The 15,474-nt window shown below is 72.9% G+C and carries 16 protein-coding genes; 8 read left to right on the top strand and 8 right to left on the bottom strand.

The annotated features are described in order from the left end of the window. Positions 1-19: 19 nt before the first annotated feature. Both IG78_RS0136595 and IG78_RS0136590 read right to left on the bottom strand, forming a co-directional pair. Entirely contained in the window at positions 20-1,123 is a 1,104-nt protein-coding gene (locus tag IG78_RS0136595; RefSeq protein WP_030572439.1) for a DUF8017 domain-containing protein, read from the bottom strand. Positions 1,124-1,291: 168 nt separating this feature from the next. Then, positions 1,292-2,209 carry a DUF8017 domain-containing protein gene (locus tag IG78_RS0136590; RefSeq protein ID WP_030572435.1) on the bottom strand — a complete coding sequence of 306 codons (918 nt, stop codon included), beginning with the start codon at positions 2,207-2,209 and terminating at the stop codon, positions 1,292-1,294. Positions 2,210-2,289: 80 nt separating this feature from the next. Between IG78_RS0136590 and IG78_RS0136585 the strand changes: the two genes are divergently transcribed. Beyond that, positions 2,290-2,754 (top strand): DUF4442 domain-containing protein, encoded by a 465-nt coding sequence (locus tag IG78_RS0136585; protein WP_078965638.1) that lies wholly within the window; start codon positions 2,290-2,292, stop codon positions 2,752-2,754. A gap of 169 nt (positions 2,755-2,923) precedes the next feature. Beyond that, entirely contained in the window at positions 2,924-3,649 is a 726-nt protein-coding gene (locus tag IG78_RS0136580; protein WP_078965636.1) for a DedA family protein, read from the top strand. 89 nt (positions 3,650-3,738) lie between these two features. On the opposite strand, the gene IG78_RS0136575 is transcribed toward IG78_RS0136580, so the two are convergent. Continuing rightward, positions 3,739-4,275: a gamma carbonic anhydrase family protein gene (locus IG78_RS0136575; protein ID WP_030572426.1), complete on the bottom strand. Its 537-nt coding sequence runs from the start codon at positions 4,273-4,275 to the stop codon at positions 3,739-3,741. A 145-nt stretch (positions 4,276-4,420) separates the two neighbouring features. Here IG78_RS0136575 and IG78_RS0136570 point away from each other — a divergent pair, with 145 nt between their 5' ends. Together IG78_RS0136570 and IG78_RS0136565 are read left to right on the top strand one after the other, a co-directional pair. Continuing rightward, entirely contained in the window at positions 4,421-5,176 is a 756-nt protein-coding gene (locus tag IG78_RS0136570) for an acyltransferase (RefSeq protein ID WP_030572423.1), read from the top strand. Positions 5,177-5,306: 130 nt separating this feature from the next. After that, positions 5,307-5,891, top strand: coding sequence for a helix-turn-helix domain-containing protein (locus IG78_RS0136565; RefSeq protein WP_030572419.1), 585 nt, complete (start codon positions 5,307-5,309; stop codon positions 5,889-5,891). A 54-nt stretch (positions 5,892-5,945) separates the two neighbouring features. On the opposite strand, the gene IG78_RS0136560 is transcribed toward IG78_RS0136565, so the two are convergent. After that, positions 5,946-7,187: a CaiB/BaiF CoA transferase family protein gene (locus IG78_RS0136560; RefSeq protein ID WP_404827762.1), complete on the bottom strand. Its 1,242-nt coding sequence runs from the start codon at positions 7,185-7,187 to the stop codon at positions 5,946-5,948. Between the two features lie 397 nt (positions 7,188-7,584). Between IG78_RS0136560 and IG78_RS0136555 the strand changes: the two genes are divergently transcribed. Together IG78_RS0136555 and IG78_RS0136550 are read left to right on the top strand one after the other, a co-directional pair. After that, positions 7,585-8,460, top strand: a complete 876-nt coding sequence (locus IG78_RS0136555) for a GNAT family N-acetyltransferase (RefSeq protein ID WP_078965634.1) — start codon at positions 7,585-7,587, stop codon at positions 8,458-8,460. Continuing rightward, on the top strand, positions 8,457-9,248 hold the full coding sequence (locus IG78_RS0136550) for a lysophospholipid acyltransferase family protein (protein WP_225882241.1): 792 nt from the start codon (positions 8,457-8,459) through the stop codon (positions 9,246-9,248). Before IG78_RS0136555 ends, IG78_RS0136550 begins: the two co-directional genes overlap by 4 nt. Before the next feature lie 28 nt (positions 9,249-9,276). On the opposite strand, the gene IG78_RS0136545 is transcribed toward IG78_RS0136550, so the two are convergent. After that, positions 9,277-10,314 (bottom strand): TrmB family transcriptional regulator, encoded by a 1,038-nt coding sequence (locus IG78_RS0136545; RefSeq protein WP_051853320.1) that lies wholly within the window; start codon positions 10,312-10,314, stop codon positions 9,277-9,279. A gap of 407 nt (positions 10,315-10,721) precedes the next feature. Further along, entirely contained in the window at positions 10,722-12,686 is a 1,965-nt protein-coding gene (locus IG78_RS0136540; protein ID WP_030572401.1) for a P-loop ATPase, Sll1717 family, read from the bottom strand. A 300-nt stretch (positions 12,687-12,986) separates the two neighbouring features. Here IG78_RS0136540 and IG78_RS49750 point away from each other — a divergent pair, with 300 nt between their 5' ends. Together IG78_RS49750 and IG78_RS0136530 are read left to right on the top strand one after the other, a co-directional pair. Then, positions 12,987-13,706, top strand: a complete 720-nt coding sequence (locus IG78_RS49750) for a hypothetical protein (RefSeq protein ID WP_157855996.1) — start codon at positions 12,987-12,989, stop codon at positions 13,704-13,706. 83 nt (positions 13,707-13,789) lie between these two features. Continuing rightward, positions 13,790-14,857 (top strand): PucR family transcriptional regulator, encoded by a 1,068-nt coding sequence (locus IG78_RS0136530; RefSeq protein ID WP_030572395.1) that lies wholly within the window; start codon positions 13,790-13,792, stop codon positions 14,855-14,857. Positions 14,858-14,875: 18 nt separating this feature from the next. Here IG78_RS0136530 and IG78_RS0136525 read toward each other — a convergent pair whose 3' ends face one another. Both IG78_RS0136525 and IG78_RS48665 read right to left on the bottom strand, forming a co-directional pair. Continuing rightward, complete coding sequence (locus tag IG78_RS0136525; protein ID WP_030572392.1) at positions 14,876-15,289, bottom strand: CoA-binding protein; 414 nt, start codon at positions 15,287-15,289, stop codon at positions 14,876-14,878. A 105-nt stretch (positions 15,290-15,394) separates the two neighbouring features. Beyond that, positions 15,395-15,474: TerD family protein (locus tag IG78_RS48665; protein ID WP_249926131.1), on the bottom strand; the 80-nt coding region annotated here is incomplete at its 5' end.

Here is a 15,474-nt window from a genome sequence, read left to right as displayed (position 1 = left end):
CGGGGCGGTACGTGACGGATCAGGACTCCTCGGCGTCCCCGAGCAGCCGCACCGTCGCGAGGATCTTCTTCACCTGGGCGTCGGAGATCTCCTCCTTCACGCCCTTGGCGCCGTGCAGCGTCCAGGCCACGTAGTCACCGGAAGCGTTCTTGAACGCGAACGTCGTGGCCTTGCCGTCGGAGTCGCACTTGTCCTTCTTGGGCACACCGGACGTCGTGGCCGTCGTGACACTGCCCTCGATGCCGGACTTGGTGGTGTACGACTCCACCTTGCCGATCTTGATCTTCTTCTTGTCCGACTTCTTCTGGCCGGTGTAGCCGCCGAAGACCCACCACGCCGAGTCGTTGCGCGCGACGTCCTTGGTGTTCTTGGCGCCGTTCTGCCCCTTGGTGCCGACCACGGCGAGCGACGTGTCGTCCGTCTTGCCGTCATTGTCGTCGTCGGACGAGCACCACTTCTCCTGGTAGACGGCGGGCGCGGACATGATGATCAGCGGCTTGGTGCCGTCGCCCTTTTTGTCCTCGAACCCGATGAAGGTGTCGGGGGACTCGACCTTCCAGTCCGGCGGCACGTCGAACGCGGTGCCCCACTTGGGGTTCACGACGACCTGCCAGCCGGGAACCGTCGGCTTGGGGTCGCCACCGGTGCCGCGCGGGTTGTCGTCGTCCGACGGCTCGGTGGTCGGCTTCTTGGAGACCGACTTGGAGGGCTTGGTGGCGGCCTTGTCGGACTTGCCGTCCTTGTCGTCGCCGTCACCGCCGAGGACCAGGAAGCCGGTGACGCCCGCGGCCACGACCACGGCGGCCGCCGCGACGATGGCCGTGATCTTCGTCTTCCTGCCGTCACCGTTGCCACCGCCGCTCCCCTCCGGGCCGCCGGCCTGCGGCGCGCCCATCGGGAAGGTCGGCGCCCCCCACTGCGGCTGCCCGGCCGTCGGCTGCCCGACGGGCGGCTGCTGGTACGGGTTGGGCTGCCCGGCGGGCGGCGGCTGGTGACCCGGCTGCTGCTGATGGCCGGGCTGCTGGTACGGATTCGGCTGCTGGTACCCGGGCTGCTGGTACGGGTTGGCACCCGGGTCCTGCGGGTTCTGCTCGCCCCCGGGCGGCTGCTGTTCTGGCCACATGGCCAGTAACCATAGATGGGCGGGCCCCCGGGTGCCACGCCCGGCCGCCTCCCGGACGGGCACCGGGGCAGGGAGCGGACGAGGCGGTGACGAAGTGGTGAAGAAGCGGTGCGAGGAGTGGTGGGGAGGGGTGGTGAGGGGTGATGAGGAGGGGCCGTGCCCCCGGCCTCACGCCGTCGGTTCGCCCTGCAGCCGCACCGTGTCGAGGATCTTCATGACCGTCGCGTCCGGGATCTCCTCCTGCACGTCCTTGGCGCCGTGGAAGGCCCATGAGACGAACTCGCCCCCGCGGTCCTTGAACGCGAACACCGTCGCCTTGCCGTCGGTGTCGCACTTCGCGTCCTTCGTGACGCCGGACGACGCGGCCGTGGCGAGGCTGCCCGTGATGCCGGACTTCGTGGTGTAGGCCTGCACCGGGCCGGACGTCACCTTGCCGCGTTCCGGCTGGGCGTACGCGCCGTACACCCACGCGGTCGCGTCCTCGCGTGCGACGTCCTCGGTGTTCTTGAAACCCTTGTTGCTCCTGGTGCCCGCGCCGCCGAGGGGCGCGTACTCGATGGCGCCGTCCTTCTCCTCGTCGGACGCGCACCACCGCTCCTTGAGGTAGGCGGGCGCGGCCATCGCGGCGAGGCGGTTGTCCTCGTCGCCGGCGGCTTCCTTCGCCTCGTCCGACACATAGGAGACCCAGGTGACACTCTTCGGGGACCACCCCGCGGGCACGTCGAAGGCGATGCCCCGCTTGGGGTTCACCACCGTCTTCCAGTTGGGGATCGTCGGCTCGACGCCGCCGTCCTCGCCGCGGCGGTCGGCGCCGGTGGGGCCGGGGGAGGAGGTCGAGCGGTCCGGGCCGGGCTTCGCGGAGTCGTTCTCGTCACCGCCGAGTACGAGAAAGCCGGTGACGCCCGCGGCCACGACGACGGCGAGGGCCGCGATGAGGGCTACGGCCCGGGTGCTGTTCCCGCCGGGCTGGTTCGGCGGCCCCGGTTGGTTCGGCGGCCCTGGTTGGCTCGGGGGTCCTGGCAGGGTCGGCGGCCCTGGCTGGTGGTAGCCCGGCCGCAGGTACGGGTTGGGTTCCTGTGGGTCCATGGCGGATCACCCTATGAGTGCGTCCGCGAACGCTGGGAAGGGCCTGGCCAAGTGAGGCTACTCGTGGGTAACGTTCGGGTATGAGCGCAGACCAGATGTCGATCGGCGAGATGCTCGCCGCCACCGTGCCGATGGCCCGGACGCTGAACCTCCAGTTCACCGAGACCACCCCGGAGCGGGCCGTGGTCGTCCTGCCCGACCAGGGCGACTACCACAACCACGTGGGCGGGCCGCACGCCGGAGCCATGTTCACGCTGGGGGAGTCCGCGAGCGGCGCCATCGTGCTCGCCGCCTTCGGGGCGCAGCTCTCCCGCGCCGTGCCGCTCGCGGTGCGTGCCGACATCGCGTACAAGAAGCTCGCCATGGGAACGGTCAAGGCCACCGCCACGCTCGGCCGTCCCGTCGCCGATGTGGTCGCCGAGCTCGACGCGGGGCAGCGCCCGGAGTTCCCCGTCGCCATCGCCATCACGCGCGAGGACGGCGCCGTGACCGGCGAGATGACCGTCGTGTGGACCCTGCGGCCGAACGACTCGAAGGACAAGTAGGGCTGTTGGCCGCGGACACACAGGGCTGTCGGCCGCTCCGGCCGCGGCCGGGTGTCCGCGCCGACCGCAGCCGGGTGGTCGCCGCTGAGCAGGTAGGCTTCCCCGGCGTGCGTGATCGACAAGGGCGCGCACGCCGGGGGGCTCACCTGCGCAGCGGAAGGAACCGGGGTTGCACGTCCAGGAGTGGCTGGAGAACGTACCCGCCGTCAGCGTCTACGCGCTCGTCGGACTGGTCATCGGCCTGGAGTCGCTGGGCATCCCGCTGCCGGGTGAGATCGTCCTGGTCTCCGCCGCGCTGCTCTCGTCCCAGCACGGCGATGTGAACCCGGTGATCCTCGGCGCCTGCGCCACCGCCGGTGCGGTGATCGGCGACTCCATCGGCTATGCGATCGGGCGCAAGGGCGGCAGGCCACTGCTGGCCTGGCTGGGGCGGAAGTTCCCCAAGCACTTCAGTGAGGCGAATGTCGGCAGTGCCGAGCGGTCCTTCCAGAAGTGGGGCATGTGGGCCGTCTTCTTCGGCCGCTTCGTCGCACTCCTGCGCATCTTCGCCGGGCCGCTCGCGGGCGTCCTTCGGATGCCGTACTGGAAGTTCGCCATCGCCAACGTCCTCGGCGGCATCGTCTGGGCGGGTGGCACCACCGCGGTCATCTACTACATCGGCGTGGTCGCCGAGGACTGGCTCAAGCGCTTCTCGTACGTCGGTCTCGGCATCGCCGTCCTCATCGGCATCGGCTCGATGCTGCTGGTCAAGCGACGCGCGAAGAAGGCGGCGGAGGAGTACGCCGCCCGGACCGCCGAGGGGGCCGGCGCGGGCGCCCCGGACGCGGACGCGTCGGGAGCTGCCCCGGAGGCCGAGGCGGAGCTCAGCGGAACGCGCGCTCCGGCCGCCGGCTGAGCCGAGCCCTACCTACGCGGCGTGCGTGTGCGGGCAGGGCAACTCCTGCCTGGCCTCCGGGAAGTTGCCGTCCGAGGGCCGGACCCGCGTCAGGCGGGGCGGCTGAGGGCCTCGCGGTGGGCCTGCGCGAGCTCCACGTACACGGTGGCGTTGAGGGTGAGCTCCGCGCGCTCCTCCTCCGTCAGTTCCCGTACGACCTTCGCGGGCACACCGGCGACCAGGGAACCGGCGGGCACCCGCATCCGCTGCGGTACGAGGGACCCCGCCGCGACCAGGGAACCGGCTCCGATCCGGGCCCCGTTGAGCACGGTGGCGCCCATGCCGACTAGGGAGTCGTCCCCCACGGTGCAGCCGTGCAGGACCGCGTTGTGGCCGATCGAGACCCGCTCCCCGACCGTGAGGGGGAAGTCCGGGTCGACGTGCAGGCTGCAGTTGTCCTGGATGTTGCTGTCGGCGCCGATCTCGATCGGCCCGAAGTCGGCGCGCAGGACGGCGCCGTACCAGGCGCTCGCCCGCGCGCCGAGGGTCACCTCGCCGATCACCACCGCCGTCGGCGCGGTGAAGGCCTCCTGGTCCACTTTCGGCTCCTTGCCGCCGAAGCCCATGACGAGTGCCTGCTGGCTCATCGGCTTGCTCTCCCTTGTCGTTCGTCGTCGCACCTGAGCGAACCGTACGGGACGGTACGTGAAGGCCGCCCGGGCGCCGCCGCATGGGGTGAAGATCACAGGTGGCGGCGGTGCCCGGTACGGGCCCCGCGAGTAACGTGAGCAGGTGCCCAGAAGCAAGAACGTGTTCTCATCGCTGGCCGCCTGGCGGCGCGGCGTGGCGCAGCGCGCCGTCCACGCCGGGTGGGACTGGGTGCAGCGCACGGGCGCGGTGACCGCGCGCCGGCCCGGGCGGCTGCGGTTCGGCGCGATCGGCGAGGGCACGAAGCTGGCGTTCCCGCAGGGCACGGTCTTCGGGGCGCCCTGGATCCGGCTCGGCGCGCACTGCATCGTGGGCGAACAGGTCACGCTCACCGCGGGGTTGATGCCCGACCTCGACCTCGGCCCGGACCCGATCCTGCGCATCGGGGACGGCGTGGTGCTCGGCCGCGGCAGCCACATCATCGCGGACACCACGGTGACCGTCGGCGACGACTGCTACTTCGGGCCGTATGTGTACGTGACGTCGACGAACCATTCGTACGACGACCCGCATACGCCCATCGGCAAACAGTGGCCGCGGATGGAGCCGGTCGAGATCGGCTCCGGCTGCTGGATCGGCACGGGCGCCGTGATCCTGCCGGGAGCCCGGATCGGCCGCAATGTGGTGGTGGCCGCGGGCGCCGTGGTGCGCGGCGAGGTCCCCGACCACGCGGTGGTGGCGGGGGCGCCCGCGCGGGTGGTGCGGACGTGGTGCGCGGAGCGCGGCTGGGAGCCGCCGCTGCGCACGCCGGCGCCGGTGCCCATACCCGAGGGCGTCACTCCCGAGCAGTTGCTCGCGCTGTCGGAGCTGTCGGAGCTGACGGAGCTGGAAGGTCCCTGAGCCGCGGGCCGCCGGGCAGTCCTGACACGAAAACCGGGCAGTACAGTGTGGTGAACCTTCGGGAACCCTCGGGTGCACCGCACCGTAGTTCATCAAAGTGAACTCTGTCATCCAGAATATTGGACGGAATGTGTCGGACCTCGACCAGCTCACTCAGTCCCTCGCGCGCAACCTCAAGCGCTGGCGGACCGAACGGAACTTCACGCTCGACGCGCTCGCGGCCCGCGCGGGCGTCAGCCGAGGCATGATCATCCAGATCGAGCAGGCCCGCACGAACCCCAGCGTGGGCATCACGGTCAAGATCGCGGACGCGCTCGGCGTCAGCATCACCACGCTGCTCGACCACGAGCAGGGCCCGCAGGTCCGCCTCGTGCCGCCCGAGCGTGCGGTGCGGATGTGGTCCACGGACGCGGGCAGCAGCACGACCCTGCTCGTGGGCACGGAGTCCCGGGGGCCTTTCGAGCTGTGGACATGGCATCTGATGCCGGGCGAGGGCAGCGACTCCGACGGGCACCCGCCGGGCACGCTGGAGCTGCTGCACGTCAGGACGGGGGAGCTGACGCTGGTCGTGGACGGCGACGAGCACCTCGTCGCGGCCGGATCCGCGGCGTCGTTCGAGGCGAACGCGGCGCACGGCTACCACAACAGGGGCGCGGAGCCGCTTGAGATGACCATGGCGGTGTCGGTCCCACCGGCCCACGCGGGCGCGTACTGAGGTGCACCACGGCCCCGAACTGCTCGCTCCCAGACCCGTTGGCGTGCGCGCGGGCTACTGCCCCTCCTGTAGGGGTGCGATGACGCCCTCGGCGCGCAGCCGCTCGATGTCGGCCGCGTCCCGGCCGAGACCGGCCAGGATCTTCTCCGTGTGTTCCCCCACGCCAGGCACGGGGCCCATGCGCGGGCTCACCCCGGAGAGCGCGACAGGGGGCAGGAGCGCCGGGAAGTCCGGCGCCGCCCCCGGCAGTCCCACGTCACGCCAGCGGTCGCGGGCGGCGAGAACGGGATGTTCCAGGAAGTCCGTGACGGTGTTGACGCCCGCGTTGGCGATGCCGGCCGCGTCGAGCAGGGCCACCGCCTCGTCCCCGGACAGCTCCGCGAACCGCGCGGCGACGGCCGCGTCAAGATCCTCGCGGTGCGCGACCCGCGCGGAACCGGTGGCGAAGCGCGGGTCGGCCACCAGCTCCCGCCGCCCCAGGAACCGTTCGCACAGCGCCGCCCACTCCGGCTCGTTCTGCACCGAGATCAGCACCTCCTTGCCGTCGGCGGCGACGAACACGCCATAGGGCGCCACCGTCGCGTGCCGGGCGCCGACGCGCGGCGGCTGCGTACCGCCGTGGCGGGTGTAGTACGCGGGCTGGCTCATCCACTCGGCGAGCGCGTCGAAGAGGGAGATCTCCACGGCGGGTGCCCTGCCGGTCGTCGCGCGTGTGAACAGCGCCGACAGGATGCCGCTGTAGGCGTACATCCCCGCCGCGATGTCGGCGACCGAGATCCCGACGCGCACGGCCTCCTCGGGGGTGCCGGTGAGGGAGAGCAGGCCCGTCTGGCACTGCATGAGCATGTCGTACGCCTTACGGTCCGCCCAGGGCCCGTCGGTGCCGTAGCCGCTGACCGTGCAGGTGATCAGGGAGGGATGGCGGGCCTGAAGGTCAGGCGGAGCGAGGCCGAGGCGGTCGGCCGCGCCCGGGGCGAGGTTCTGGACGAACACATCGGCCCCGGCGAGGAGTTCACGCAGGATCTCCTGGCCCGCGGGCGACTTCACGTCCAGGGCGATCGACTCCTTGGAGCGGTTCAGCCAGACGAAATAGCTGGCCTCGCCGTGCACGGTGGTGTCGTAGCGGCGCGCGAAGTCGCCCCCGCCGGGGCGCTCCACCTTGATCACCCTCGCCCCCAGGTCCGCGAGCTGCCGGGTGGCGAACGGGGCGGCGACGGCCTGTTCGAGGCTGACCACGGTGATCCCGGCCAGCGGCAGCGCGTGCGTCATCGTCAGGTCCGGCTCGCTGCCCGTCATCAGGTGAGCTCCCCTCCCGTGGCGCCGCCGCCGGGCCGCGCGCAGGGCGGCGGCCGTTGTGGGTCGACCGTACCGGGCGCGGCCGAGGGGCGCGCGTCCCGCCCGGCTCCCGCCGTTCACCTGATGCTCACGAGGGTCGGCACGATCGGTCTCGCGCACCTTGGGCGCAGTTCAGCCGAGGGGGTCACCGTGCTGAACGGGCACCCTTCTTCCGTAGTCGGCCTCGGCCGCGATCTCCCCGCTCCCGCGACTCTCTGCCCGCTCCCGCGACCCTCCCCCGATTGCCCCCGCTCTCGCGACCCTCTCCGCTCCCGTACGTCTCCCCCTCCCGCTCCCGCGTTGCTGTACGTCGCTTTCAGCGGACTCCCCGTCCGTCCCATCGAACGGAGAAAATGTCATGCCCGCGACACCCAGCACTCCCGTTCCGGAAGCCGCCGCGTCCACCCCCACCGTCCCCACCACCACCGGTGCCCCGGCGTACGTGCCCTCCATCGCCCACTCCGAGGAGCAGATCCGCGCCGCACAGCGGCTGCGCTTCCAGGTGTTCGGCGAGGAGATGGGCGCCACGCTCGACACCCCGCTGCCCGGACACGACATCGACGCGTTCGACGCGCTCGCGGACCACTTGATCATCACCGACACCACCAGCGGCGACGTCGTCGGCACCTACCGCCTGATCCCGCCCGGCCGCTCGGAACGCTCCTACTCCGACGGGGAGTTCGACCTCACCGCGCTGCGTCCGCTGCGCCCGGCCACCGTCGAGGCCGGGCGCTCCTGTGTGCACCCCGACCATCGCTCCGGCGCCGTGATCAACCTGATGTGGTCGGCCCTGGCCCGCTACGTCCTGCTCTCCGGCCACCGCTACCTGGCGGGCTGCGCCTCCGTGCCGCTCTCCGACGGGGGCGCGGGGGCCGCGGGCGCCTGGCTGCTCGGCACCGCCAAGCACGCCTCACCGCCCGATCTCCGCGTGCACCCGCACCGCCCGTGGGCGCCCGGCGACCTCGCCGAGCACCGCCCGGGCTACGCCGACCTGCCGCCCCTGCTGCGCGGCTATCTGCGCCTTGGCGCCTGGGTGTGCGGGGCGCCCGCGCACGACCCCGAGTTCGACTCCGCCGACTTCTACGTACTGCTCGACACCGAGCGGCTGAGCGAGCGGCACCGCAGGTTCTTCCTCGGTGACGCCGGGCGCGGCGACACCACTGGCGGCGCTGTCGGTGGGGGCGCGGGCGGTGCCGTGGGGCGGGTCGAAGCCGTGCCCGGGAGGAGCGCGTGAATCCCTGGGCCGTCGACGCAGGCTGTCCGCGGTCCTGCGCGGTGCGTCCGGCCGCCCGGGTCGGGCCCGCGGGGGCCGGGCTGCGGTACGCGGCCCTCGCCCGCGAGCTCATCCGGTGCCTGGCCCTCGGGGGGCGCCTCGGAGAGGGCGTGGCGCCCCGGATCCAGGCGCGCCGGGTACTGGGCGCGCTCGGCGTGGAGCTGGAGGCGCCGACGGCACCGCTGAGCGCGCCGGGCTCCCCCCGCGGCACGCTGATCGTCGCCAATCACATCTCGTGGCTCGACGTCGTGGCGCTGCTCGCCGTCGAGCCGGTGTCGTTCGTCGCCAAGAAGGAAGTGGGCCGGTGGCCCGTCGTCGGCACGCTCGCCCGGCGCCTCGGCACGCAGTTCATCGACCGCGACGGCGGTCGGCACGCACTGCCCCTGATGGTGGGCGAGCTGGCCGGGACGCTGGCGTCAGGGCGGTCCGCCCTTGTCTTCCCGCAGGCCACCACGTGGTGCTCGGTCTCCTCGGGACGGTTCCGGCGGGCCGCGTTCCAGGCGGCGGTGGACGCGGGCGCGGCCGTGCGGCCGGTGACGGTGGCGTACCGCGTCGGCGGGACGACCAGCACCTCGGCGGCGTTCCTCGGTGACGAGGGCTTCGGGGGATCGCTGCGGCGAGTGGCCGCCGCCTGCGGTCTGACCGTGCGGATCACCGCGCACGCGCCGCTGTACGGGGACGACCGCAGGACGCTGGCGGCGGGGGCGTGGGCGGCGGTGAGCGCGGGGGAGGCGGACGTGCACGGGTGAGACGTCGCGTACGTACCCCGGGAGCGGGTCAGCGGCCGCGTGCGGCGCCGGGAGGCTCGCCGTCCGCGGGACCGTAGAGCGTGGTCGTGCGCACCCCCGCCTGGAAGCGGGTCCGCACTCCGAGCACCGCCATGATCCGGCTCATCCGGCGTTCGACCGTGCGCTGGGCCACGCCGAGGCGGCGGGCGATGGCGCTGTCGGTGAGCCCGGCGCGCAGATGCCCGAGCAGCAGTTCGTCCTCGGGCGAGAGCAGTTCGTGGGCCCCGGGGGCCGCGGGCCACAAGGGCGTGGCGCGCTGCCAGAGGAGTTCGAAGAGGGCGATCAGGCCGTCGAGCAGCGCGGACTGCTGGACGACGAGGATCTCCTCGTGGCTGGCGCGCACGAACGGCACGAGCGCGACCCTGCGGTCGGCTATCACCAGCTTCAGCGGCACGTCCGCGAGGACCCGGCTCTCCTCGCCGCGTGCCGCGAGGTCCCGGGTGGCCTCCGCGCGCCCGGGGCCGTCGAGGCCCGCCTGGTCGTAGACCGCGCGGTAGCGCACGCCCTTGTCGAGGCGTTCGAGCTGCACGGTGTCCTGGCGCCGCAGCGGTTCCACGACGTAGGGCGGTTGGTCGAGGATCAGGACCTCGCTCTTGGCCGTCCGCTGCGTCTGGAAGAACTGCTGGGCGATCGCCTCACGGCCGCGCAATACCTGCACCGGGGAGCCCCCGCCGCGCAACTGTCCGGCCCGGAACTCCTCGGCGAGGCCGGTCGCGGCGAGGCGTGCGTGCGCGATCTCCTCCTGGCGGCGCAGCGCGAGGACTTCGAGGGCCACGTCGGGCGGTGCCGGGGTGTACCGCTCAGGACCGTCCGCGGCCTCGGTGAGCAGCCCGAGCCGGGCGAGGGAGCGCACATGCCGACGCACGCGCGGTTCGGTCAGGCCGGTCGCCGTCGCCAGTTGCCCGGGCGTCGAGCCGGGTGCCGCGAGGAACGCCCGGTACACCCGCTCGTCGGCGGGGCTGATGCCGAGCCCGGTGAGCACGGGCGGGCGCGGCGGGGTGGGGCCGGAGGCGGGCGTCGGGTCCATGCCGCCGCTCTCCCTTCGTGGGCGTCTCGTGGGGCTTGTCGTGGGCGTCGGAAAGCCGACAGTGGCGGAACTCCGACGTCCCCGTGTGCCCGGAGCCCGGTACGGTCTTGCATGTCGCGGACTCGTTGTCATGAACGCTGAAGTCGCTTGCCGGAGCGGCAGTCTGCCGGACAACGCCGACCGCGTCCACGGTGCTTGTGCCGCCGGTGGCTCGCGCGCCGGGCAGGACCGTGAACGGAGCGCGACCCCAGACCGGCACGGGATGCCCCGGTTCTCGCCTCCATGCCAGGGGCGCTGACCCCCCACCCGGGGCATCCCGCGCCCCTTCCCGGCGGGCCCGGTGCGTCCGGGCCGTCCCGCGCGGAACGCCAGGGCCCGCACCCTTCGGCGCGTCGGCGTCAGCGCCTTCACACGTGCGCGTCGCTGGTGCTCCCGGAGGCCCCGCCCGCCAGCCTGCGCAGCCTGCGTGCCTCGTCGTCGATGCGGTGCGCGACGCCGTCGCTGCCGGACGCGCCGTCGAGTCCGCTGGCGAGGAGCTGTGCGGCGAGCGTGTTGAAGTAGCCCGCGACCGTGAGCACATGCTCGACGACGTCCACGTACTCGTTGTGGCGCAGCCGTGTCCGTACGTCCGCGGTGTCGGTCAGGACCCGGCCGACCTGCTCGGCGATCTCGTCGCGCACGTCGTGCCCGAGGCCGACCGCACGCCCCACCTGCCCGTGTACCGACCGGCAGGAGCGGGTCACGAGCTCCAGGAGTTCGTACTCGCGCACGCCGAGCGTTCTGCCCTGTGCGTACGCGTAGCCGATGTTGCCGGAGCCCATCCGGGAGACCACCACGCCCGGCTCGTACCGCCGCAGGTCGACCGGGCTCGTGGCACCGAGCGCCTCCCGGAAGCAGGGGTGGACGTGGAACTCGCTCTCGTGCGGTTGTACGGGCAGTTCGCCGCCGCCTCCGTACATCACGTCGTTGCCGCGCCGCACGCCGAGGAAGCCGACCGCGAAGAGGGTGTCGACGACGCCGGTGAGGTCGAGGGACTCGGCGTACGCGGGGAACAGGCGCCGCAGGGTGGGCGCCGCCTCGTCGAGGCGGTTGCCGAGTACGCCCCTGGTGACCGTGTACCCGGTGTTCTGGAAGAGGGGGTAGAGGCGTTCGAGGAAGGGGTGCGCGATCAGGTACTCCTGGACCAGGTCCTTGAGTTTCCACTCGGAGAACTGCCAGGTGGCCTGGAGGACATCGGCCTCCTGGACCCGGCCGTGTCCGTTGTCGGCCGCCGTGTCCCGGCACAGGTTGAGGAACTGGATGGCGTCGCGCGGGCGCGGCAGCGAGCGCGCGAAGAGATACGCGGGCGTCGGCTCGCCCGCCACCGTGGGCGGGAACAGCTCCTGCCACAGTCGGGTGTCGTCCAGGGGCCCGCCGCCGAGCGCGTCGCCGACCGAGGCCGCCGCCCGGGTCAGGGCCAGCTCCCGCAGCGCCGGCTCCGTCCACGCGATGCGCGCCTCGTCGCCCCGGAACTTGTCGCCCTCGCCGAACGACAGCGAGTCGTAGATGTCGGACCGCAGGAACAACAGGCAGCGCAGCGCCCTGCCGTACGCGCCCGCCACGTGCTTGGCGGCGAGCAGCAGACCGACGACCATCGAGTTGCTGTCGGCCTCCGCGGACCACACCTGCTCCAACTGGTCGATGAGGAGTACCAGCGGAGCGTGCTCCTGCGCGCAGCGCAGATCGGCGAACGCCCGTGCCACACCGTGCTCGACGAGCTCCAGTTGCCGTGCAGCGCGCGCCCCCTCGGAACCCGCGGGCACCAGGTCCATGGCGGCCCGCACCCCGAACGCCTCCAGGGACAGCGACGTCTGCAGGCCGCGCGCGCTCTGGGTGAGGCGGTCCCCGAGCCGCCCGCCGGGCAGCGCGGCGCCGCCCGCGGCCTCTGCTGCCTCTTCGTCGTTCTGCTTGAGGAAGCGGCGCAGCGCCTTCACCGAGTCGGGCTCCCTGCGCCCGTGCGCGCCCCTGGCGTGGGCCACGAGGTGCCGTGCCGCGTGCACCGCGAACACGTACCGCCAGATCAGCGACTTGGCGGTGTCGCCCGCAAGGCCCTGGAGCTCGAACCTGCGGATCTCGTCGCCCGCGGCGTCGTCCGGGGTGATGAGCAGCGCCCCGCCCGCGTGCGCGCCGTCCTCCAGGAGCCGCATGCAGATGGCGCTCTTGCCGGACCCTTTCCTGCCGATGATCAGCATTTTGCGCCCCGAGAGTGCGGCCCGGAACGCGGCCGTGGGCAGGAAACCCTCCCGTAAGAGACCGTCCGTCACGTCGCGTTCGGCGTCTTCCCTGCCGAAGTACAGGCGGTCGAGCGCGGCCATGGACACATTGCCCCACATCATCGGCTCCTCGCGTGCTCCGGGCGCCACACGTGCACGGGCTGAAGACGACCGCACGGGCCGAATGGTTCCGGGCGGACGACACCGAGGCGGCCCGCGTACAGGCGGCGCACCGTGTCGGGGCGGCATCAAGAAAGCATAAAGATTGCCGGAAAAAGGCAGTGCGCCGAAGGGGCGGGCCGCGTCAGTATGAGGAGGCAGAGACGGGGGGCGAGGGCCCGGGTGCCGGATCACGGAAACGAGAGCCGGTGCCCGGGTGGGCACGGTCCTCGGGCTTGACCGGTCAAGGGGGCGGGGGACATGGGGGAGTTGGTCGACGCGGCGGTGGGATGGCCAGGGGTGGCCTTCAGCTCCGCGATGGCTGTGGTGGTGTGCTTCTGGCTGCTCGTGGCGCTGGGAGTCGGCCGGGCCGACAGTTTCGACGAGGACGCCGACCTGGGCGCCGTGGGCCTCGGGGGAGTGCCGGTGGCCGTGGCGGCGTCGCTCATGGCGTTCATCGGCTGGGCCGTGAGCCTGGCGGGAACCCCCGCCGTCGCCCGCACCCACTGGGCGGGGCTCGCGCACGCGGCGGCCGACGTGGGCCTGCTCGTGGCGTCCGCGCTGGTCGCCTGGGGAGTGACGTATGCGCTCGTGCGCCCGTACGCGCGCGCCCGCGCCCGTGCCCGCCGGTCAGTCCTGTCGCCTGGTGACCTCGTCGGGCCCGTGCGCACGGTGCGTACGGCACGGGTGGACGCCGTGGCGGGCCGGGCCGATGTGGCGGCCCCGGCGGGGACCGTGGTGTCGGTCGAGATCCGTCGGCACCCGGCAGACCCGGCCGAGCGGGCGGTTCCCACTGACCCGGCGGTCCCGGCAGTCCCGGCAGTCCCGGCGGCCCCGGCAGGCCCGGTGGACCTGGCTGCCCCGGAAGCCCCGGTCGCCCCGCGACGCCGGGACCGCTCCGGCGGGCACCGGCACCGGCGCCCCGGCGAGCCGCCCGCGGGCCCCGCCGACGGCACCTGGCCCCGGGCCGACTGCGCATGACCACCGGCCAGGCCCCGCTGCCTCCGCCCCCGGCTCGTACGCTGAGAAGGCACAAGGGTGTGATCAGGAAATCGGGGGCGTACGTGGCGGGTCATGACATACCGGGTGACTATCTGGACGGCTACACCGGAATACTCGCCGGCGCCTCCGCCACCGGCCGCGGGCTGACGCGCGACGAGCTGGAGTCACGGCGCGCGCTCGGTGAACGCGCCGCCGACGCCGGGTACGGCCTGCGCGCCCTGGTGGGCGTGCACCTGGAGGCGGCCCGCGCGTACGGCGCGGACCCCGTCGCCGTACCGGTGTCCGCCGCCGCCCTGCTCGCCGCCGTCGAGCAGGCCGTCGACGCCTTCGCCGAGGGGTATGAACGCGCCCAACTCCTTGCGGTACGTCAGGAGGAGGCGGCACGGCGGGAGTTCATCGACGACCTGCTGCACGGCCGCAGCGACCTCGGCCTGCTCGCCGAGCGCGCCGAACGCTTCGGCCTGCGTCTCTCCTCCTCGCACGCCGTCGCCGTCGCGCAGGGAGAGGGGGCCTACGAAGAGGGCGACAAGGCACCGCGCGCCGTGGAACAGGCACTCGCGGCCCGCTTCGCCGACCGCAGCGTCCTGATCACCACGAAGGACGGCCGCCTGGTGTGCGTGGCCCCCGGCGACCAGGACGACGTCCTCGACTTCTTCGCCGGGCAGGCGCACGCCGCCACCGGGGGCGGCCGCGTCGCCATCGGCCGCCCCCGGCCCGGCGCGGGCGGTGTCGTCCAGTCGTACGAAGAGGCGCTCAACGCCCTCGACATCGCCGAGCGCCTGGAGCTGACCCCGGCCGTGCTGCGCGCCGCCGACCTGCTCGTCTACCCCGTCCTCGGCCGCGACCGGCAGGCCATGGCCGACCTGGTCGTGAACACCCTCGGCCCGCTGCGGCAGGCACGGGGCGGCGCCGAACCCCTCATCGAGACCCTGGCGGCCTACTTCGACACGGGCTGTGTGGCGGCGCAGGCCGCCCGCCGCCTGAACCTCAGCGTGCGCGCTCTCACCTACCGCCTGGACCGCATCCACCGGCTCACCGGCACCAACCCCGCGCTCCCGATGCACCGTTACACCCTGCAGACGGCGGTGATCGGCGCACGGCTCCTCGACTGGCCCGAGCGCCCGTTCTGACGCGACACCGGCACGGCGTCACGCCGGGCCGAGCCGCGGGATCTCGATGGCGGGGCAGCGGTCCATGACCATCTCCAGGCCCGCGGCCCGGGTGCGCTCGTACGCCGCCTCGTCGACGACGCCGAGCTGGAACCACACGGCGTCGGCGCCGACGGCCACCGCCTCGTCCGCGACGGCGCCCGCGAGTTCGCTGTTCACGAAGACGTCCACGACATCGACGTCGAAGGGGATCTCGGCGAGCGAGGCATACCCCTTCTCGCCGTGCACCGTTTCCGCCTTCGGGTGGACCGGGACGATGCGCTTGCCGTACCGCTGCAGCACCTCGGCGACGCCGTACGCGGCCCGCCGTTCGTTGTTCGAGAGGCCGACGACGGCCCAGGTGTCACCGAGTCCGGTGAGAATCCTGCGAACGGTGGCGGGATCGCCGTACATGTCGGGCCTCCAGTGGTGTGGTGCTTGCGACAGTGCCAACGGCGGCGCCCGCCAGGTGATTCCCGGCCGGCGCCGCCGTCGGGGCCGTGCGGTGCGGGGCGGGTGTCAGACGTTGACGCCGAAGTCCGACGCGATGCCGCGCAGGCCGCTCGCGTAGCCCTGGCCGACGGCGCGGAACTTCCATT

The organism is Streptomyces aureocirculatus, assembly GCF_000720475.1.
Lineage (GTDB): Bacteria > Actinomycetota > Actinomycetes > Streptomycetales > Streptomycetaceae > Streptomyces > Streptomyces aureocirculatus.
Note: the sequence above shows the minus strand (reverse complement) of the source record. Positions and strands in the feature narration are given on the sequence as shown.